Source organism: Laspinema olomoucense D3b, from assembly GCF_025370785.1.
Classification (GTDB): Bacteria; Cyanobacteriota; Cyanobacteriia; order Cyanobacteriales; family Laspinemataceae; genus Laspinema; species Laspinema olomoucense.
Genome location: NZ_JAMXFA010000029.1, coordinates 38,448 through 56,677, shown reverse-complemented (window position 1 = coordinate 56,677; position 18,230 = coordinate 38,448). Strand labels below are relative to the sequence as shown.

General features: G+C 47.8%; 23 protein-coding genes. 10 read left to right on the top strand and 13 right to left on the bottom strand.

Going from position 1 to position 18,230, the window contains the following annotated elements:
• Positions 1-8 precede the first annotated feature (8 nt).
• The 3 genes from NG792_RS19750 to rnpA are packed head-to-tail and all read right to left on the bottom strand — an operon-like array spanning position 9 to position 934.
• Positions 9-149, bottom strand: a complete 141-nt coding sequence (locus tag NG792_RS19750) for a hypothetical protein (protein ID WP_261200173.1) — start codon at positions 147-149, stop codon at positions 9-11.
• The gene (locus tag NG792_RS19745) at positions 136-531 is read right to left on the bottom strand and encodes a PH domain-containing protein (protein ID WP_261200172.1); all 396 of its coding nucleotides are present in this window, start codon (positions 529-531) and stop codon (positions 136-138) included. Before NG792_RS19745 ends, NG792_RS19750 begins: the two co-directional genes overlap by 14 nt.
• Positions 503-934, bottom strand: a complete 432-nt coding sequence (gene rnpA / locus NG792_RS19740; protein ID WP_261236529.1) for a ribonuclease P protein component — start codon at positions 932-934, stop codon at positions 503-505. The genes NG792_RS19745 and rnpA overlap by 29 nt, the downstream gene beginning before the upstream one ends.
• Positions 935-965: 31 nt before the next feature.
• Here rnpA and NG792_RS19735 point away from each other — a divergent pair, with 31 nt between their 5' ends.
• Positions 966-1,106, top strand: a complete 141-nt coding sequence (locus NG792_RS19735) for a hypothetical protein (RefSeq protein ID WP_261236528.1) — start codon at positions 966-968, stop codon at positions 1,104-1,106.
• A 31-nt stretch (positions 1,107-1,137) separates the two neighbouring features.
• On the opposite strand, the gene rpmH is transcribed toward NG792_RS19735, so the two are convergent.
• The 3 genes from rpmH to NG792_RS19720 all read right to left on the bottom strand — a co-directional run bounded on the left by rpmH (position 1,138) and on the right by NG792_RS19720 (position 3,425).
• Positions 1,138-1,275 (bottom strand): 50S ribosomal protein L34, encoded by a 138-nt coding sequence (gene rpmH, locus NG792_RS19730; protein WP_015148244.1) that lies wholly within the window; start codon positions 1,273-1,275, stop codon positions 1,138-1,140.
• Between the two features lie 280 nt (positions 1,276-1,555).
• Positions 1,556-2,089, bottom strand: a complete 534-nt coding sequence (locus NG792_RS19725) for a DUF2808 domain-containing protein (protein WP_261200170.1) — start codon at positions 2,087-2,089, stop codon at positions 1,556-1,558.
• Between the two features lie 262 nt (positions 2,090-2,351).
• A complete protein-coding gene (locus tag NG792_RS19720; RefSeq protein ID WP_261236527.1) occupies positions 2,352-3,425 on the bottom strand; it encodes a cysteine hydrolase family protein in 1,074 nt (357 codons plus the stop codon).
• A 298-nt stretch (positions 3,426-3,723) separates the two neighbouring features.
• On the opposite strand from NG792_RS19720, the gene NG792_RS19715 reads away from it, so the two are divergent.
• From NG792_RS19715 to NG792_RS19700, 4 genes are all read left to right on the top strand, one after another.
• Positions 3,724-4,242 carry a pentapeptide repeat-containing protein gene (locus NG792_RS19715; RefSeq protein ID WP_261200168.1) on the top strand — a complete coding sequence of 173 codons (519 nt, stop codon included), beginning with the start codon at positions 3,724-3,726 and terminating at the stop codon, positions 4,240-4,242.
• A gap of 43 nt (positions 4,243-4,285) precedes the next feature.
• Entirely contained in the window at positions 4,286-4,522 is a 237-nt protein-coding gene (locus NG792_RS19710) for a hypothetical protein (protein WP_261236526.1), read from the top strand.
• The gene (locus tag NG792_RS19705; protein WP_261200166.1) at positions 4,522-4,968 is read left to right on the top strand and encodes a helix-turn-helix domain-containing protein; all 447 of its coding nucleotides are present in this window, start codon (positions 4,522-4,524) and stop codon (positions 4,966-4,968) included. The genes NG792_RS19710 and NG792_RS19705 overlap by 1 nt, the downstream gene beginning before the upstream one ends.
• A gap of 80 nt (positions 4,969-5,048) precedes the next feature.
• The gene (locus NG792_RS19700) at positions 5,049-5,171 is read left to right on the top strand and encodes a hypothetical protein (RefSeq protein WP_261200165.1); all 123 of its coding nucleotides are present in this window, start codon (positions 5,049-5,051) and stop codon (positions 5,169-5,171) included.
• A gap of 1,219 nt (positions 5,172-6,390) precedes the next feature.
• On the opposite strand, the gene NG792_RS19695 is transcribed toward NG792_RS19700, so the two are convergent.
• Complete coding sequence (locus NG792_RS19695; RefSeq protein ID WP_261200164.1) at positions 6,391-7,371, bottom strand: methylenetetrahydrofolate reductase; 981 nt, start codon at positions 7,369-7,371, stop codon at positions 6,391-6,393.
• Between the two features lie 174 nt (positions 7,372-7,545).
• Positions 7,546-8,556 carry a tryptophan--tRNA ligase gene (gene trpS, locus NG792_RS19690; protein ID WP_261236525.1) on the bottom strand — a complete coding sequence of 337 codons (1,011 nt, stop codon included), beginning with the start codon at positions 8,554-8,556 and terminating at the stop codon, positions 7,546-7,548.
• A gap of 440 nt (positions 8,557-8,996) precedes the next feature.
• On the opposite strand from trpS, the gene NG792_RS19685 reads away from it, so the two are divergent.
• On the top strand, positions 8,997-9,548 hold the full coding sequence (locus NG792_RS19685) for a DUF6141 family protein (protein ID WP_261236524.1): 552 nt from the start codon (positions 8,997-8,999) through the stop codon (positions 9,546-9,548).
• 61 nt (positions 9,549-9,609) lie between these two features.
• On the opposite strand, the gene NG792_RS19680 is transcribed toward NG792_RS19685, so the two are convergent.
• Entirely contained in the window at positions 9,610-9,996 is a 387-nt protein-coding gene (locus NG792_RS19680; RefSeq protein ID WP_261236523.1) for a type II toxin-antitoxin system VapC family toxin, read from the bottom strand.
• Positions 9,993-10,235 (bottom strand): type II toxin-antitoxin system Phd/YefM family antitoxin, encoded by a 243-nt coding sequence (locus NG792_RS19675; protein ID WP_261236522.1) that lies wholly within the window; start codon positions 10,233-10,235, stop codon positions 9,993-9,995. Before NG792_RS19675 ends, NG792_RS19680 begins: the two co-directional genes overlap by 4 nt.
• A gap of 232 nt (positions 10,236-10,467) precedes the next feature.
• Here NG792_RS19675 and NG792_RS19670 point away from each other — a divergent pair, with 232 nt between their 5' ends.
• On the top strand, positions 10,468-11,388 hold the full coding sequence (locus NG792_RS19670) for a DUF429 domain-containing protein (RefSeq protein ID WP_261236521.1): 921 nt from the start codon (positions 10,468-10,470) through the stop codon (positions 11,386-11,388).
• Here NG792_RS19670 and glgP read toward each other — a convergent pair.
• The gene (glgP, locus tag NG792_RS19665) at positions 11,385-13,991 is read right to left on the bottom strand and encodes an alpha-glucan family phosphorylase (protein WP_261200158.1); all 2,607 of its coding nucleotides are present in this window, start codon (positions 13,989-13,991) and stop codon (positions 11,385-11,387) included. The genes NG792_RS19670 and glgP overlap by 4 nt on opposite strands.
• Positions 13,992-14,542: 551 nt before the next feature.
• Here glgP and NG792_RS19660 point away from each other — a divergent pair.
• Positions 14,543-15,397: an SH3 domain-containing protein gene (locus NG792_RS19660; RefSeq protein ID WP_261200157.1), complete on the top strand. Its 855-nt coding sequence runs from the start codon at positions 14,543-14,545 to the stop codon at positions 15,395-15,397.
• Between the two features lie 28 nt (positions 15,398-15,425).
• Here NG792_RS19660 and NG792_RS19655 read toward each other — a convergent pair whose 3' ends face one another.
• Together NG792_RS19655 and gloB are read right to left on the bottom strand one after the other, a co-directional pair.
• Positions 15,426-15,815: a GFA family protein gene (locus NG792_RS19655; protein WP_261200156.1), complete on the bottom strand. Its 390-nt coding sequence runs from the start codon at positions 15,813-15,815 to the stop codon at positions 15,426-15,428.
• Positions 15,816-15,939: 124 nt separating this feature from the next.
• Entirely contained in the window at positions 15,940-16,713 is a 774-nt protein-coding gene (gene gloB, locus NG792_RS19650) for a hydroxyacylglutathione hydrolase (RefSeq protein WP_261236520.1), read from the bottom strand.
• A 200-nt stretch (positions 16,714-16,913) separates the two neighbouring features.
• Between gloB and NG792_RS19645 the strand changes: the two genes are divergently transcribed.
• Positions 16,914-17,120 carry a hypothetical protein gene (locus tag NG792_RS19645; protein WP_261200154.1) on the top strand — a complete coding sequence of 69 codons (207 nt, stop codon included), beginning with the start codon at positions 16,914-16,916 and terminating at the stop codon, positions 17,118-17,120.
• A 91-nt stretch (positions 17,121-17,211) separates the two neighbouring features.
• The gene (gene galE, locus NG792_RS19640) at positions 17,212-18,216 is read left to right on the top strand and encodes a UDP-glucose 4-epimerase GalE (RefSeq protein WP_261236519.1); all 1,005 of its coding nucleotides are present in this window, start codon (positions 17,212-17,214) and stop codon (positions 18,214-18,216) included.
• Positions 18,217-18,230 lie beyond the last annotated feature (14 nt).

Sequence of the window (18,230 nt, the reverse complement as noted above, 5' to 3'; positions counted from 1 at the left end):
AACCATGTTTAAGAGGTTTGATGGTTGGCCCTTGGGTTGAGGGCTTGAGGGAACAGGGGGGCAGTAGGGGCGATCGCCGCCCATTTTGATGGTTTGAGGGTACGCTCTTTGCTACTACTGCCTAGGTTCGCTTTGTTAACGATTGCCAATGGCTCCACTGGCCTGTTTTGCTTTGGCGGACAATTTGTCCGAAATGTAGTCATACGCTTCCCGAAAATTAGGAACGCCCCGCATTTCTAAGCGAGAACCGTCTTTGAGGGTGAATACCATATCGCCCCAGAGTCCGAAACCCCGAGCTACGGTCTTTACCTGGACAATTTCCGAGTAGATAATATCACTGCGATCTCTTCCCATCCAGCCGCTGTTGATAGAAATTCGGCGGTTGGTGATGCGGTAGCGCAGCCACAATGCCCGCACGATTGCTCCAACCGTTAACGGTAAAGCAATCACCGTAAATCCTAACAGGATGTTCACAAGTAGTTCCCCAATATGAGGACCCCCTTCATAGTAAACTTCCTCGCGAATCGCCATTGAGTACCTCCGCTTGTGTCAACAACTGCTCTAATTCTTGCAGAAGTTGGCGATAATTGCACTCTACTGCTGAAGGACGCACGATTAACACTAGGTCCCACCCCCGGGAAATTCGGGGGAGAAATTCCCGCAATCCGGCGCGGATTTGCCGCTTGATTCGATTCCGAATCACGGCTTTTTTACTTACTTTCAGGCTAATCGAAATTCCCACGCGGGTCGGCAAATCAGCCGACTTCGCCTCAGCGGGGTTCTCCGACTTGAGATCAGGCTGTTTCGTCACAGGCAAATCTCCTTTGCGCCGTTTGGCTCTCAAGGTCAGGTGAGTGGTCTTGCGACTGATTCCCGTGCGATAAACAGCGCTAAACTCTTTCGGGCGCTTTAACCGATTCGATGCAGGTAACACGGTGTTTTTTTCCGGATGCAGAAGGATTGGGGTGATTCTCATTCCCCGAGGAGGCGATCGCCCCCGAGTCCGGTTCTACCTCTGTCTCGCTCTCTTGGAACGTGGAGGTCTAACGGTGGCAATTGGGTTCATTCTGCCACCGATCGCACCGGGAACGGTTTCGTCCTGCTGAGGGTTTGACTCCATTTTTGTGGAGAACCCGACTACACGGCTAACCGATAACGTCCCTTGTTCCGACGGGATTTAATCACTCGGCGACCATTGGCCGTTCTCATCCGAACTCTAAACCCTGAAACTCTCTTTCTTTTACGGCTTGTGCCATGTAGGGTGCGCTGTGTCATAACGAATAACTCCTAGGTTGCGACTCTAAACTTTCAAAAAAAATCACAAATTTTTATAATATCATGACTTTGGACTTAAAACCGCTGGACCCCTCAATTTTTTGAGCTGTTAGGGGAATCGGACCTAAGCCCCCGTTGGGGGAGAGGTCTCTTGGTGAGATTGTCCCACAGAGTGGGACGAAGCCGAGGGGACCAGAGTCTGCTTCAAAATGAAAGGGAACGCCAAAACCTTTGACGTTCCCTCGTTGCCATGAGTCCCCTCGGTGTGGGTGGAGGGGGCTTAGTCAATTGCTAAAACCCAAGTCCCAATATATTCCGGAATCGGAGGACCTCCGCGAGTCACTACCAGGGCATTAAAATTAAACATTCCTCCAAAGTTGGGGTTGCGGACATTGGATAAAACCACTTCCACATCTGAATTCGCAGGAATGGCTTCCGTTGGATAAATTTGAATAAAGCGATTATCCCGATCCCACAATGCCTCGTCTAATTCAATCTTGTCCCCATTCACTGTGACTTCGATTCGCTCTTCGTTGAATTCGCCTCGGTAGCTTTCGGGATAGTTAATCCGCAACTCAGAAATAGCCAAGCTGACTTTTTCCTTGGGAATTTTTAGCCAATAGCGGTCCCAGCTATCTTCCCGGCCACTTTGCACGCAATATTTGAGTTCGTACTCTCGCTTAACCCCACCAAAAACCGTTAAACCCGAACACCGGAATGCCCAACTTGGCGGCATGGGCATGGCGGTAATCAGCAATCCGGTAACAGCTATTCCTAAAAAGACTCGTCGCATAGCAGAATCAGGAGACAACATAAGCTTAAATCCGTCACTCACCAGAGTATTTTAGCTGCTTTGTAAACTTTTATGACATACAGGCCCGGTTTTGGGTGGCCTGCTCAATGGAGGGCGTTTGACTAGGGTCTTTAAATAAACGCGATCGCAATATACTCGATCTGTTCCTCATCTGGGTCACTGATCTGGAAGACTTGCAGAGATTTTATCAAGTTCCCCCTCAACCCGGGGGTGGGATCCGTTTTTCCCGAGGTCAAAATAATCAGAGGTTTCTGCGCTAAAATTATTTCCCCCTCGATTGATTGGAAAATGAACCCGCACCCTCCAGTCCAGGCCAATGGTCGATCGCATCGGTGGATTGGACCAAATGCATTCCAGCCTCCGAAAATCGGGCAAATGCAGCATCAGCAGCATCGGTGAAGTCTACCACATTTGGAACGACGACTGGGGAAGTACAATCCTCCAACAGATAAACTTTTTGCGCTAATTTTGGGTCTCGTTCTTGGATATCCCGGAGTAGATCATCGATAGTCCAAGCTACACAGTGACTTTTGGCTTGTCCGGCGATCATCAATACGTCAAATTCTAGTAATTTTTCCATTAATAGACTGTTAGGGTGGGCGATCGCCGTTCCTGTTTGGTCTAATAATACTTCTGGGCGTAAGGCGGAATAATTCTCCGTGAGGGGATGGTTTCCTTTCAGTTCAAATCCTGTGGCGGCATGGCGGGCCAAATTATGAAAAAATATCGCCTCTTCTACGGCAGAAACTAAGGCGTGACCAATTCCACCCAATAAACTGTGATAGGGCCAAATAATCAGGGGATATTTGCCCTCAATTTCTAGTTGTTTAACGTAATGGTGAGCATACTGTTGGATTTGTTCGGGGTGGCGATCGCCTAGACTCTGAGCAACCGCTGGATTAACGTTCCAAACGCCATTTTCTACGTCCTTGAGGGAAATTTGGGTCAAAGGAGGCGGATTATCCCCGTTGCGATCGACCCAGAATATGGGATGAAAAATTTGCCCGGTGGTATGGGTATCCATCGTGGGGATGATGGCGGTAATCCGATGCAAATTTCGATAGATAAATTCACATAAGCGCTGGTTATCTTCAACGGCACCGTTGCCGCTGCGTCCCCCCACAAAGAGTTCAAAGTCGGGAATGCAGAATGTATTTTGAATGTCGATCGCTAAGAGGCAAATTTTAGGGGAGTCGGCGATCGCCGGTTGAATTTGGTGAGTTTTGGCCCAAGTTTGGGCGTCCTGAGCAAGCTGCTGATAAGGGACTCGCCAAACTTGGCCGACTTTTGCGCGCTCAAAGTGAGGGGGAATGGGTAAGGTGTGGGTTGGGTTCATGTGCTGCTCTCCATTCTTCTGACGGGGCGATCGCGGGTTTCGTAGGGTTAGACCCTTAAACCAACTGGGCGATCGCTGATTTTACTGTAACTGCATTGAACAGATTCGGTGAGAGGGTCTGCTACAACGGAGGCGATCGCTGCCCTAGGGCCTGTGAATCTTCTCCAACTTTTTTATTAAGTTTTATGAAATCTATACTGATGGGTATCACCCCCTTTGACAATTACTAATATTTATGTAATTAGGTTCCCACCCGGGAGCCGTGATGATTGGTTGCACTAATAAGGAACTAAAGAACGTGAAAGCAATAAACCTGACAATTGCGGTAGTGGTGCTAACCTTCTGCTCTAGCTGTATGAGTGATCGCGCAGATCTGAAACACTTGCAGGAAAACAATCAATGTCAGGGGTGCAATCTAGTCGGTGCAAATCTCAAGGAGCGAGTGTTGGGTGGGGCTAACCTCAGAGGATCGAATCTGGATCGCGTTGATCTCAGCAGTGCTAATCTGTTTTTTGCTGATTTAGAAAATGCCTCCCTACAAGGCGCTCGGATCCATAGTGCCGTGCTATCTACAGCGAACTTAAAGGGTGCGAATCTCAGGAATGCCGATTTGAGTAGTGCTGATTTGAGCAGTGCAGATTTCAGCTATGCCGATCTCAGGGGGGCCAGCTTAGAAAATGCAGATCTATCGAATGCGAATTTCTTTAATGCTCAATTAAGTGGTGCTAATTTTGAGGGCGCTAATCTCGAAAGCAGTAAAATGGAAGGGGCGATTGGATTTGTGTCGGATTCGGACATCATTACTGAGACCCATTAGAGATTGGAATTAATAAGGGGTTCAGGAGATCGGGTTGAGGGAGATGACTCCACCATCGCGATCTCCTTGCGGCTTTTGGGTCGTCTCCGGAGTTCGGGGCGATCGCCCCGAGCGGATATATCTACAATCCAAAATACGAGAAGCTGTGATGCTGCCAAAAACAGCTTCTCGTCTGCTTTATTCCCCAGTCTCTGACGGAGGAGGCGATCGCGATCGCCTGGGATATGATTTACATCTAAGTAGCATAAAATTAAAACGACTACGTTCTGTCTTCCCCTGATGCCCGCCAAAAATTTTCTCACCCCCACCCAAAAAAAGAGCTTGCAAAATGCCATCCGCCAGAGTGATTGCTCTCGGTTTCGGGAACACGCCCTGATTTTGTTATTGCAAAATGATGGTAAAACTTACGAAGAAATTGCCGAGTTTTTAGGCTGTTCTTACCGAACCGTTGCTTATTGGTGCGTGCATGGGGATCCAGACAATCTTGATAGTCTGCGCGATCGCCGGGAACAGGGGAACTATCGCAAAGCTGATCAAGCTTATATTCAGTTGCTCTTAGAAGTTGTCAAAAAAAACCCCAGCCAATTTGGGTATCCCCTGGAAGTCTGGACAAGTCAACGATTAGCCGAACATTTAGCCCAGGTAACGGGAATTCAGCTCAGTGGCACTCAACTCATCCGCATTCTCCGCAAGCATAAGATCCGCTTACCTCTGAGTCGGGTCTAATTTTTTTTTGGGTAGTAATATTTTTTCAATCTCGGGAACTGCCTCCGATATTTTTAGTCCCCTATAGGAGGCAATCGTTATTGTCAGATATGGTGACAGCAGCAAAGACCGGGAGACTCCGCAACAGTATCCGACCCGGGCAAGATATCGGTCCCTCAGTGGCGATCGCCCTCATTGCCATTTCCCAGCCCATCCGTCAGTAATTTGGCTTAGATCAAGTTAAGCCATTTGGCGGATGTTTTTTCGTGGCTCTTCAAACCATAATAAAAACACGATCACCCTGAATTTGTTCGACACCCTGAGTGTTGCATCACCTCCCAAGCCCTAGGGGGGTTTTTTATTTTTAGACTACATGAAGATCTCCCAGGTTTAACCCCCAGTTTCATTCGGGTTAAGTCCCTTTGTGCGGATGCATCACCCCATCCTGTTGATTCAGGATATCTTCTGACTCTGCTGCCATAGTCTTTAATTTGGATCTAAATTAAGCAATGCAAAGTTCAGCCATTTAGCTGATGCTTTTTCCTGACTCCTGCAATCATAATGAAAACACGATCACCCTGAATTTGTTCGACACCCTGAGTGTTGCATCACCCCCCAAGCCCTAGGGGGGTGTTTTGTTTTTGGATTCCCTAAAAGATGCCCGGTTTGCCCCTGAGTGTCATCCGGCTTAAGTTGATTTGTGCGGATGCATCACCCCATCCTGTTGATTCAGGATATCTTCTGACTCTGCTGCCACAGTCTTTAATTTGGATCTAAATCAAGCAAGGCAAAGTTCAGCCATTTAGCTGATGCTTTTTCCTGACTCCTGCAATCATAATGAAAACACGATCACCCTGAATTTGTTCGACACCCTGAGTGTTGCATCACCCCCCAAGCCCTAGGGGGGTGTTTTGTTTTTGGATTCCCTAAAAGATGCCCGGTTTGCCCCTCACTCTCATCCGGGTTAAGTCCCTTTGTGCTGATCCGGGTAAGGAGCACTTGGCTACGGTGACCCCCCTTACCTGAGTTTGGGGAGGTCCTAGGCTACTGACATCCTAGGGCGTTTTCGCGCTGACAACGCCCGAAGCCCCAAAAAAACAATACCTCCCAACTTGATGCTGGAGAGGTGATGTTTTTCGCAGATTCCTGGGGGCTGATTAGCCAGCTCCGGAAAGATTGCGGAACCCTGATGGCAAGACGCCTATGTAACTCGATCATGTAGATGCAACCTTTTTTAAGAGCTTCTTTGTGGTGAAGTTCTTTAGGTTAATTCATTAATACATATCTTTTCCGAAGTTGGAAGATGGACCGCACCCCCAGGGGGCGTAACCCCACAACTGAGGAGGTGGGGGATGCGATCGCCATGAACTCTAGAAAATAAAAAGCCTCGGGCAGGGTGTGCCCAGAGGCGTCTGTATCAGGGTGCATCTATAGTTGAGGTGTTCAGGCTGTGGGAGTGGAGATCCGGATAAGCCCAGGGCGATCGCCCAGAGTTGGGGAATCCAGTGACATCGGTTCGGAGGAGATGGGTGGAATGCCAGCTAAATCGAGGATTTCCGGAATCAAATCTTCCCGTTTCACTGCCATCAGATGCACGCCTTGACAGAGGGACCGGGCAGCTTGTACCTGTTCAGCGGCGATCGCCACCCCTTCGCGCAAAGGGTCCTTTGCCTTTGCCAAGCGATCGATAATATGTTGGGGAATATCCACACCCGGGACACAACGATTAATAAATTCCGCATTTTTGGCGGATTTTAAGAGAAAAATACCGACTAAAATGGGTTTACCGCACCCTTGGGCAATTTCATTCATAAACTTGTCTAACTTGTCAAAATCGCAGACAAGCTGACTTTGGAAAAACTCTGCACCTGCGGCTAATTTTTTCTCAAACCGACTTTTTAAACCTGACCAACTTTTCGACTGTGGATCTACCGCAGCACCGGCAAACAAGTCTGTGGGAGTATCGCTCAGGGGTTTATCATTAATATCAAAGCCTTGATTCAGTTTAGCGATCGCCTTCAGCAGACGCACCGATTCCATATCAAAAACCGACTTCGCCTGGGGATGATCTCCGGCTTTTACCGGGTCCCCCGTAAGGGCCAAAACATTCTGAATTCCCAAGGCATTGGCACCGAGGAGGTCCGCCTGCAACCCAATCGAGTTGCGATCGCGACAAGCAATCTGATAAATCGGCTCAATTCCCTGCTGCAACAAAATCGTTGATGCCGCTAACGATGACATCCGCAAAACAGCCCGCGATCCATCGGTAACATTCACCGCATGAACTCGCCCTTTTAAACCATTTGCCATTTTAATCATGTGGGCTGGATTACCCCCTTTCGGTGGCATTACCTCAGCCGTCATCAAGAATTCACCGTCTTTAACAGCCTGACGGAAGCGAGATAAGTTGTGCGGTTGTTTCATAGGAAGAGGGAGATGGGGGAGATAGGGGAGATGGGGAAGATGGGGGAGATGGGGAAGATGGGGAAGATGGGGAAGTTTGTAATAACGACTTGCTGTCGTTTCTTCTTGTTCGATTTAAGGGCGAAAAGAAAATTGCCTCTAAATCACTCAAGGTCCCGATTTCATCCCTAATGCTTACAACGGTAGAGAATATCCAAAAGCAGTTTTGACTCGGTTGAGGGTGGCGTTGGCAATGGTGGCGGCTTTTTCTCTCCCTTCTCTTAAGACTGCTTCCAGATGAGTGCGATCGCCCATAATTTCCTTATATTGGTCCTGAATCGGTTTGAGTGCCTCAATCGTCGTTTCAGTGAGTAACGGTTTAAATTGACCCCAACCCATCTCTTGACATTCCGCTGCCACTGCTTCCTTGGTTTTGCCGCTGAGTAGCTGATAAAGCGTCAATAAGTTATGGCATTCCGGACGTTCCGGGTCATCAAACACCAGTCCCCGCATCGGGTCTGTTTTGCATTTTTTGATTTTTTTGACGATCGCATCTGGTGGATCGAGCAAATTAATCCGACTTAGTTCCGATGGATCAGACTTGGACATTTTTTTTGTCCCATCGGTTAAACTCATTACCCTGGCCCCTTCCTTGCGAATCAAGGGTTCTGGCAACTTCAAGACTGGCGATTTTTCCTTGCCAAATTGATGATTCACCCTGGCGGCAATGTCTCGGGTGAGTTCTAAATGCTGTTTTTGGTCCTCACCGACAGGGACTTTATCCGCATCGTAGAGCAAAATATCCGCTGCCATCAGGACGGGATAATCTAGTAACCCTACGTTGACATTTTCTCCCTGACGGACGGCTTTTTCCTTAAACTGGATCATATCTTCCAGCCAGTTGAGGGGGGTGATACAGTTGAGCAGCCAGGTGAGTTCGGCGTGGGCTGTGACGTGGGACTGGATGAAAATGGTGGAATGCTGTAAATCGATGCCACAGGCGAGATAGAGGGCGGCGATCGTGTAGGTATCTTGGGCTAAAGTGGCAGGAGTGTGGGGTGCAGTAATGGCATGGAGGTCCACAACACAGAAATAATTCTCATACTGACTTTGAATTTCGACCCAGTTGCGGATCGCACCGAGATAGTTACCGAGATGTAGGTTGCCGGTGGGTTGGACTCCAGATAAAACGCGCTGCTTACCCATAATTTGCTCTTATATTGCGACGGAAAGGATGAGGAAAACCGGACTGAATCGGTGTTTCTCTCTCTTATTGTTGACTTTTTTTGACATAAAGCTCAAATATCCTAGCAAATCTTGGGTCTCGGGTCATGCGATCGCCTTGATAGGGAATCGCTTCTAGGGACCACCCGGTTTAGGTCCATTTTGGGTAGTCTGCTGCTGGGGTCTTCATGAAGTGGCGATCGCCTATACAAAGCTCAACATTTATGCCCTACATAGTTTCTACTGTTTTCGTTGTTTTTTCACGCCCAATAGACTACTTTTTTGGGAATATTATGGATAGAGGGAATGGGTAATGGGGGAAATCCAAAAAGTCCCCATCTGAACAGGGGCCCGAAACCCTTGCCCGAACAAAGCGAATCTGATTCGCGAAACCTCTTTCCGAAGGAGTATAGGAGGTAGCTGTGGAAAAACTAACAACGGCATCGATGTCAGACGAAGTGAGCATAGACGAGGAAATTTATGCAACCCTCCTGTTTCGGGAGGTGCAGCAATTTCGGCAGGGTTGGATTTGGTTCGTCCTAGTATGCAGCTCTTTGGCTGCCCTCTGTGCGGCAATTATGCCATTTTTTTTAGAACAATCTTGGGAAGAAAATACAATTTTAAATATTATTTTAATTGGTTTTGGACTGGTATTTGGTGTAGTTTTCCCCATTTTGTTTTATAGCGCCAAATTAGTAACTGAAGTCAGAACCGATGGATTGTATCTCAGTTTCTACCCGTTGTTATTTAAGCGACTTCAAATTCCGTTTGACTCCGTAGTCAAATCGGAAGTGCTCACCTATCATCCGTTGCGGGATTATGGGGGATGGGGGGTTCGGTATGGTCCCCAGGGAAAAGCTTTTAATGTGAGTGGCGATCGCGGCGTCTTATTAGAACTTAAAAATGGTGAAAAAATCTTAATTGGATCTCATCAACCGGAACAACTCGCCAGTTTATTAAAATTAGCCCGGTAAGGCAGTCTCGCATCTAAGCGTTGAGTTAGTTCAAATGCTTGCTGTAACGCTATCTGTCTCGTCAGCAGATTCGCTGAATCGGATAGGCATCAAAAATAGTATCAGCACTGATAATTGGAATATTCTCAACAATTCCTTGAGCAATAATGAGGCGATCGAACGGATCTCGATGATGCCTGGGTAGACTGGCAACAACCTCAATATGGGCTAGACTGATATCGAGCAGATCAATACCATTGGCTGCGAGTTGTTGCTCTATAACATCTCGAAAAGGTCGAGCAAAGTTTAGCTTGCCGATGCGTTGCTTAATCGCCACCTCCCAAACACTTGCTTTACTGAGCAACTTCTGGTTATTCTCATCGGCAATTATATCCTGCAAGTCAGGAGGTATTCTAGGGTCGCCCATCACAAACCAAATGAAGGTATGAGTATCCAGAAGCAGTCTCATTCCATATATTCCTTAAACTCTTCGGTTAGCGGTTCATCAAAGTCATCAGCAACCCAGATTAAATCTTTCATACTGCCAAATTGGGCACGGGGACGTTTTTGTGGCGCTTGATCTGGCACGGGGACCAGTTTCACAACCGGGTGACTGTCTTTGGTGATTACAACTTCTTCGCCATTGAGGGCGATTTCCAATAACTCGTGCAGTTTGGCTTTCGCTTCAGCAATATCGACTTGGGACATAATTTTTCCCTCCGCTGTGTATTTAACAGTTTATCATAAAACTGGCTCAGTCTGCTTCTTTTTCCTGCCACTTCTAAAGGCTAAAATTCTGGTAACAACGGATGCACCCGTCTGGTGTGGGATTCAATCCGTTAGTTGATGCGGCGTTCAACCCTTGAGACAATTAACCTGATTTACCTGTTTTACTGTTTAGAATGATTAGCGATTCTGTCAAAATAATGATTAAAAACCGATGAAATTTATTGGAATTGACCTTGGATGGAGTTCCGGCGCGAGTGGTTTATGTTGTTTGGTTTGGGAAAATAATCAATTACAATTGACGGATTTAGACTGTAAATTATCAACGGTGGATATCCTGGAGTGGGTGGATCAAAGAGTTCCTGAACCCGAACCGGGACTGATTGCGGTGGATGCGCCGACGCTGATTCCAAATGCTACGGGGATGAGACTGCCGGATAAGCAGACTCATCGCTATTTTGGGCGCTATCATGCTGGGTGTTATCCGGCAAATCTCAACAGTCGATTTGCCAGTCATACTGTGGGGTTTGGGAATAGTTTAGAGATGCGGGGTTTTATGCACGCACCGATGATGATTCCCCAACGGTGCGATCGCTATCAAATTGAGGTGTTTCCTCATCCGGCGATGATTAATTTATTTGGGTTATCTCGGATTCTCAAATACAAAAAAGGTAAATTAGGCGATCGCCGCTTAGAATTAATCAAACTCCGGCAATATATTGTCGAAATTTTGCCCAATTTAGAACCCAGTTTAAGTTTAAAGTCAGATTTTTGGATTTTGAGTGAACCTCTCGATATTTTTATTGAAAAATTAACCGCTAAAAGCTCTAAATTATTCAAAGCCATTGAAGACCAACTCGATGCCATCATTTGCGCTTATATCGGCGCTCATTGGTGGTACTGGGGGTGCGATCGCAATCTCGTATTAGGAGTCAGTACCGATCCGGTCACCGAAGCTTATGCCAACGGCTATATCATCATTCCAAATCATCCTTCCGTCAATCAAATAACTGATGTAGGGGCAATCCATAAATCACCCCTACAAATCAGTCATCATATCAGTGAAATCAGTGAAATCCGTGGTTCAAATCCCCCATCCACTGAGACCCCGAAACCTGACGTCATCGACCTCTAAGCATTGGCCCAAAGCACTTGTAAACCCCGTTGGAACGGACTGCTTAAATAGGGATGTTTCGGTAACACCCGCAGAGACAATCCTTGTAATCCCGAAGAATTGTAGGCAATGTTTGCGGTATAGATACTTTGTTGATTAGCATCAGTGCCTTGATAATCCATGACGACGGAGACGCCATTGATAATATTACCATCGGCATCCATTGGTCCTTTGTAGAGTTGAACTTCTAGGTCAGAGTCGCTCAATCCGGCTAGGTCTAGCAGCGCTTTGACATTAATACTTTGGTTGACTTTGACATCATCAGACTCAGAAATATCAATGTCCAGAATCTTGATGTCATACCAGCGTTCAAACAGGTGAGTTTTCCAAGCCGCTAGTTCTTTGGCCGGTTGACAACCGTGGGTGGTCATGGCATAGTAGCGATCGCTTGCCGGGAAATAGGCCCGAGTTGCATATTCACTCACCATCCGGGCTGTATTAAACAGCGGACAATTCAAGCGAATGGCATCTTTCATTTTCGCCACCCACTTGCGGGGAATGCCCTCTTCATCCCGATTGTAGAACAGGGGAATCACTTCTTTTTCCAGCAAGTCATACAGAGCATTCGCTTCCACTTCATCTTGATAATTAGGGTCGTCATAGAATTCCCCATGTCCGATCGGCCACCCGGTGCGAACGTAGTCCGCTTCATCCCACCATCCATCCAGGATACTGAGGTTCAATAATCCATTCATGGACGCTTTCATTCCACTGGTTCCCGATGCTTCCCGAGGACGACGGGGGGTATTTAACCACACATCACAGCCTGATACCATCATCCGCGCTACGTTAATATCGTAATCGGGGATAAACACCACATTTTTTTCGCATCCTTGTTCCCGAATAAAATGGGTGATATGACGGATCATTTCTTTGCCCGGAATGTCGTGGGGGTGAGCTTTTCCGGCGATGACAAACTGAACCATTGGCTTTTTGAGGGCGTTTTTACCACCGGGAATCAGGTCGTTATTTAACCCCAGTAAGATCCGTTTGATGCGATCGAGGTCGCGGAGGAACAATGTAGCCCGTTTGTAGGTGGCAAAGCGCCGTGCAAACCCAATGGTGAGAACTCCGGGGTCCAGCACTTCTCGCGATGCATCAATTTCGGTGAAGGAAGCGCCGCGAGCTCGTAAGTATTTTTGGAGTCGTTCCCGGACGAAGACGACGAGTTCCGCACGGCAGAGGTCCTGGTTGCGCCACAGTTCGTCATCGGGGATGGCGTCTACCCGTTCCCACAAGGGATAGTGGGCGGGGGTGGTGGACCATTTGGGTCCGAGATAGCGATCGTAGAGTTCCTGGGTATATTTTGCCACGCAACTGCGGGCGTGTACACCATTGGTAATCGAGGTAATCGGCACTTCCGAAGGGGGAAGTTTGGGCCAGAGGTTATTAAATAGCACCTTGGAGACTTCGCCATGTAATTTGGCGACCCCATTAATAAAACTTGCCATCTCGATCGCCAGGGTTGCCATACTAAAAGGAGACTCCAAATCCCCTGTATTGTCCCGTCCCAAGGCTAGAAATTGTTCTCTTCCCAGGCCAAATTCCTCGGCATAATGACCTAAATAGTGCATGACTTTATCATGGGGGAACAGGTCAAATCCGGCAGCAACTGGAGTATGAGTCGTGAAGACATTGCTGGCAGCAACTACTTCTTTGGCTTCCTTGAATGTGAGACCCTGTTCTCGGATTAAAATTGAAATCCGTTCTAAGGCTAAAAAGGCCGAATGCCCTTCATTCATGTGGTAGGCGGTGGGTTCGTAGCCGAGGGCCTTGAGCATTCGCACGCCACCGATTCCCAACATCATCTCTTGGTGAATCCGCATATCGAGATCTCCGCCATAGAGTTTGTCGGTGATATCGTGATCGTAGGGATTGTTTGGTTCGATGTTGGTATCGAGCATATACAAGGGAACAGTCCCTACTTGGACCCGCCAGACCCGCGCATATACTTTTCGCCCGGGATAGTCTACCTCAATGCGTAATTCATTCCCCTGTGCGTCTCGCTCTAGGTACAGGGGCATATTGTAGAAGTCGTTGATGGGGTAACGCTCTTGCTGCCACCCATCGGCGTTCAGATATTGGCTAAAATATCCTTCTTGGTAGAGGAGTCCGACGCCAACTAGGGGTAAACCGCGATCGCTGGCAGATTTCAGGTGATCCCCAGCGAGTAACCCTAAGCCCCCCGAGTAAATCGGCAGACATTCCGTGAGGCCAAATTCCGCCGAGAAATACACAAAACATTCTTGATGTTTCTCTTTCTCCCGGTGTTTGCGATACCAGGTGCGCTCTTTCAGGTAGTCGTCCAGTTGCCGCGCGGCGCGGTCGATCTGGGCCAGAAAGCCTTCATCTTCTGCCATTTCTTCCAGGCGTTCCTGGGAAATGGTTCCCAGCATCAAGACGGGATTGTGACGGCTCGATTCCCACAGGTCCCGGTCTAAACGCCGGAACAGGTCTTTGGTCTCTACATTCCAGTCCCAGTGGAGATTGTAGGCTAAGGTGCGTAAGGGTTCCAGTTGTGGAGGCAGAGAGGGAGAAACGTTAAACGTGCGAATTGGTTGCATAAGCTACGGACAATTTTTTGAAGATGGACTAAGAACTTAACTCGGACAATGATGACAATAATAACGTGGGTGTTCTTTTGTTTTCTATAGCCCATTTTGTGAGCACTGCGCCGAATATTTAATCTCTTTTAATACTTTTCTCAGTTTTTGAGCCCGTTTGCGCCGGAGGCTCAGTTCTGGGTTGTGCGGAAGGTTATACCAAATCCGGTTGTTAAAGTCTATAAAATTCCACACCCTAAAGGGTGGGGCGTTTGCGGACGAAGCCTGCCTCCGCAGGCTCAAGAGTAAAGTAGGTCTTTAGCAAACAGATTCCGTATTAGATCTGATTGTGTGGCGATCGCCGGGGATGATCTGCCCCGATCTTGAACGGAAAAAATAATTTTTTCCGGGAGTTTATGGATCAAATCTTGACATCTGTGCCTTGGCCCGGGTTGAGTGCCGATCGCTTTTCCGCTAAAATAGCGGGGAAATCCCCCAGACTGGCTTAACTCTACCCGGTGACAAGGCTCCTGATCTGGAGCATGGCACGACAGGGGGTCACTGGGTTGCTCATGAGCAAATCAGACCACATGGCTAAAAAGGCTACAAAGAGAGGGCGTTACTCCCTAAAAAAACTCCGCTGGTCGATCTTAATGGCGATCGGTGTCGGATTAGCTTTGGGTGCTCTTTTGGCAGCCCTAATCCGCGCTCATTCTAAAGCCGGTGAACCCAGGATGATCACTTTTGGGGCTTCGGGACCCGTTGCCCCCCCAAATTCGGAAGGACAGCTCATTTTAGAAGATGAAGCCGAACCCGGTAGCGATTTCTATGAGTTTCGGGCCCAATTACGAGAGGCGGTACAAAAGCGCAATGCCGAATTTCTGGGTTCAATCCTCCCCGAAACAGGTATAACCATTGGCTTTTCTCGTCCCCAAACTCGGGAGAATTTGAATTTAGATGACCCTAAAGGGCGATTTTGGTTGATTCTGGAAAAAGCAGTCGCCATCGGCTGTGCTCCGGCAGAAAATCCTCCGCCGGATAATACTGATCCAGGTTCGGAAATTTGGGTTTGTCCGAATGTGGCTCAAGCCTTTGCCAGACAGGTTCCGCCACCGGCTTCCTCTGAAGGAGTTTCTTGGCAACTGGAGCGCGTGGTGGTGGTGGGCGAAAATGTCAATGCCCGATCGCAACCCAGTTTAGACAGTGAGGCGATCGCTACTCTGTCGAATGAAGTGGTGCAACTGGACCGCGATCGCCAACTCCCGGAAACCTTTGACCCGATTGATAGTTGGACGGCGATTCGACTCAGTGACGATCGCGAGGGCTATGTTTACAATCGTTATGTGTATTCTCCCCTAGAATCTCACGCTTTATTTGGCAAAATTAACGGGGAATGGCAGTTACTCGGGATGCCAGGGGGAGATTAACCCCCTCGGTCCCAGGCGATCGCCGGTTTTATTGAATCGTTTGGATGTTGTCTTCCCAGTTTTGTCCATCAAAGGGAGTTACGGCAAATTTCGCCGCGACATCCCCATCCAAACATCGCACATTCACATCGAAGCTGTCAGGGTGCGATCGCGGTCTATAAAACGAATGAATCCCGCATTGTTGACAAAACAAGTGTTTCGCGGATCTGGTATTAAAGGTATAAGTTTGTAACATCTCTTCTCCCTGTAACAGGGTAAAGCGATCGGGGGGAACAATCAAATGTAAAAAGCCTTTTTTCTGACAGATGGAACAGTTACAGTCAATCGCTTCGTGGCGATCAACCGTGACGCGAAATCGCACTGCACCACAGTGACAGCCGCCTTCGTAAGTTGTCCCCGATTCGGGATTTTCGGTCATATTCAGTAGCAAGAAAAAGAGCAAATAAACTGAGCCTTTTTTATTGTATTTCCTTTAGAGGCGGGAGCAAGGTACTTAACAGCGATCGCACTACCGTTAGGGATACTCTGGAACCCAAACTGTGCTAAAAGGAATCCTTGCGACCCCGGAGGCGAGCAAAAGTTTGTACGGGGTCAGCCCCATTGACTGCCCGCTGTAATACCGGATCTTCCCAGCGCAAAAAGGGATTGGTGCGCTTTTCCACACCCAAAATCGCAGGAATCGTCGCCTCATTCCGCGATCGCGCCGCCTTCACCTCGGCAAACCGTTCCTGTAAATCTGGGTTCTCTCCATCCACCGTTAAGGCAAACTGAAGATTGGATAAGGTATATTCGTGGGCGCACCAAACTCGCGTCTGATCCGGTAATTCCCGGAGTTTACTCAGGGACGAAAGCATTTGGGCGGGGGTCCCTTCAAACAAGCGCCCACAACCCCCGGCAAACAAGGTATCCCCACAGAACAAATCCCCCAGTTCCTCTCCAGGGGCCGGGGGAAAATAATAGGCAATGTGGGCGCGGGTATGTCCGGGCAGAAAGAACACGGTCCCCGTGCGTTGGGCAAATTCCACGCGATCGCCCTCCTGCAAAAACACCTGCTGTCCCGGAATTCTGCCTCGGTCCTGGGCCCCTCCATACACCGTCACCCCCTCAAAATGCTGCATCAATGCCTGATTACCCCCCACATGATCTCGGTGGTGGTGGGTATTGAAGATCGCCGTTAACTTAGCGCCCAGGGCCTGCAATTGCCTCAGTACCGGATCCGCCTCAGCCGGATCCACCACCGCTGCCACATTTTGCGCGGGGTCGTGCAGTAAAAAGATATAATTGTCCGCAAGGGCATTGAGCCGATAAACTTGCATTGAATCCTTCCTCCTGGAGTGAATATAAATGATGGATAACTGCGGTAAAATTGACGGCGCGGTCAAAACTTGCCAAAACTTTATCAAGTCTTTATAATTTTAGGGTAACAAATTTACCGGAATCCTGAATTGAAGCAGATAAAATAGAACCGTTAAGGCTTTGAGCCAAACTTTACCCCACTCTAGTCCGAAAAAAGCTAATGGGAAGACCGACTCCGATTAAACCGCTTTTTACCATTCATCAAATGATTGAGCGAATCCTAGAAAGCAATGAAATCACCACTCAAGAACATCTGCAAATTGCCAATGTTTTGCTATCAGGGAAAAATATTACCGATGAAGACCGGCGGCAAATCAATCGGATTTTTGAACTAATCCAGAGCGATCGGATTAAAATTATCACCTAATTAGTTAGGGAGTGAACCCATCATGCGCATCCGTCGATGAGCGGGCAACTCTTTTAAAAAATCAAGAATACAGACAAAGGAATGAAAAAAGGTGAGCGACAACAATAAAACAATTTTAGTCACAGGCGGGGCCGGTTATATTGGTTCCCATGCCGTCTTAAGTCTGAAAAAAGCTGGGTATCAAGTCACTATTTTAGATAACTTAGTCTATGGACATCGGGACATCGTAGAGGATGTTTTAAAAGTCGAATTAATAGAAGGAGATACCAACGATCGCGCCCTTTTAAATAACGTATTTGCCACCCATGATTTTTCAGCCGTTATGCACTTTTCGGCCTACGCTTATGTGGGCGAGTCGGTGACGGACCCGGCGAAATATTACCGCAACAATGTCACAGGGACGTTAACCTTATTAGAAGCGATGTTAGCCGCATCGGTAAAAAACTTTGTCTTTTCCTCCACCTGTGCCACCTACGGGATTCCTGAGAAGATTCCTTTAACGGAAGACCATCCCCAGCATCCGATCAATCCCTATGGGATGACCAAACTCATGGTAGAAAAGATTTTGAGTGACTTTGATGCTGCATACGGCTTAAAGTCCGTGATTTTCCGCTATTTTAATGCAGCCGGGGCCGATCCCGATGGGGCGATCGGGGAAGATCATGATCCAGAAACTCATCTGATTCCCTTAGTGTTACAAACTGCCTTGGGACACCGAGAATTTATTTCAATTTACGGAACCGATTATCCAACCCCAGATGGCACCTGTATTCGGGATTATATTCATGTGAATGATTTAGCCTCTGCCCATATTTTGGGACTGGAATATTTGTTGAAGGGGGGAGAAACGGAGATATTCAATTTAGGGAATGGGAGTGGTTTTTCGGTCAAAGATGTGATTGAAACTGCCGAGAAAGTAGTGGGGAAAGAGGTAGCTAAAAAAATTGGCGATCGCCGTCCTGGAGACCCTCCAGTTTTAGTCGGAAGCAGTGAAAAAGCCAGAAAGATATTAGGTTGGAATCCCGAGTATCCCGACCTTTATGATATCATCTCCCATGCATGGCAGTGGCATCAACAGCGTCATAAAGTTGATTAAAATACGGATAAAAT

Coding starts and splice junctions, on each gene's coding strand:
- NG792_RS19745 (WP_261200172.1), bottom strand. CDS start 531: ATGGCGATTCGCGAGGAAGTTTACTATGAAGGGGGTCCTCATATTGGG.
- rpmH (WP_015148244.1), bottom strand. CDS start 1,275: ATGACACAGCGCACCCTACATGGCACAAGCCGTAAAAGAAAGAGAGTT.
- NG792_RS19725 (WP_261200170.1), bottom strand. CDS start 2,089: ATGTTGTCTCCTGATTCTGCTATGCGACGAGTCTTTTTAGGAATAGCT.
- NG792_RS19720 (WP_261236527.1), bottom strand. CDS start 3,425: ATGAACCCAACCCACACCTTACCCATTCCCCCTCACTTTGAGCGCGCA.
- NG792_RS19710 (WP_261236526.1), top strand. CDS start 4,286: ATGACTCCACCATCGCGATCTCCTTGCGGCTTTTGGGTCGTCTCCGGA.
- NG792_RS19705 (WP_261200166.1), top strand. CDS start 4,522: ATGCCCGCCAAAAATTTTCTCACCCCCACCCAAAAAAAGAGCTTGCAA.
- NG792_RS19695 (WP_261200164.1), bottom strand. CDS start 7,371: ATGAAACAACCGCACAACTTATCTCGCTTCCGTCAGGCTGTTAAAGAC.
- trpS (WP_261236525.1), bottom strand. CDS start 8,556: ATGGGTAAGCAGCGCGTTTTATCTGGAGTCCAACCCACCGGCAACCTA.
- NG792_RS19680 (WP_261236523.1), bottom strand. CDS start 9,996: ATGAGACTGCTTCTGGATACTCATACCTTCATTTGGTTTGTGATGGGC.
- NG792_RS19675 (WP_261236522.1), bottom strand. CDS start 10,235: ATGTCCCAAGTCGATATTGCTGAAGCGAAAGCCAAACTGCACGAGTTA.
- NG792_RS19670 (WP_261236521.1), top strand. CDS start 10,468: ATGAAATTTATTGGAATTGACCTTGGATGGAGTTCCGGCGCGAGTGGT.
- glgP (WP_261200158.1), bottom strand. CDS start 13,991: ATGCAACCAATTCGCACGTTTAACGTTTCTCCCTCTCTGCCTCCACAA.
- NG792_RS19660 (WP_261200157.1), top strand. CDS start 14,543: ATGAGCAAATCAGACCACATGGCTAAAAAGGCTACAAAGAGAGGGCGT.
- NG792_RS19655 (WP_261200156.1), bottom strand. CDS start 15,815: ATGACCGAAAATCCCGAATCGGGGACAACTTACGAAGGCGGCTGTCAC.
- gloB (WP_261236520.1), bottom strand. CDS start 16,713: ATGCAAGTTTATCGGCTCAATGCCCTTGCGGACAATTATATCTTTTTA.
- NG792_RS19645 (WP_261200154.1), top strand. CDS start 16,914: ATGGGAAGACCGACTCCGATTAAACCGCTTTTTACCATTCATCAAATG.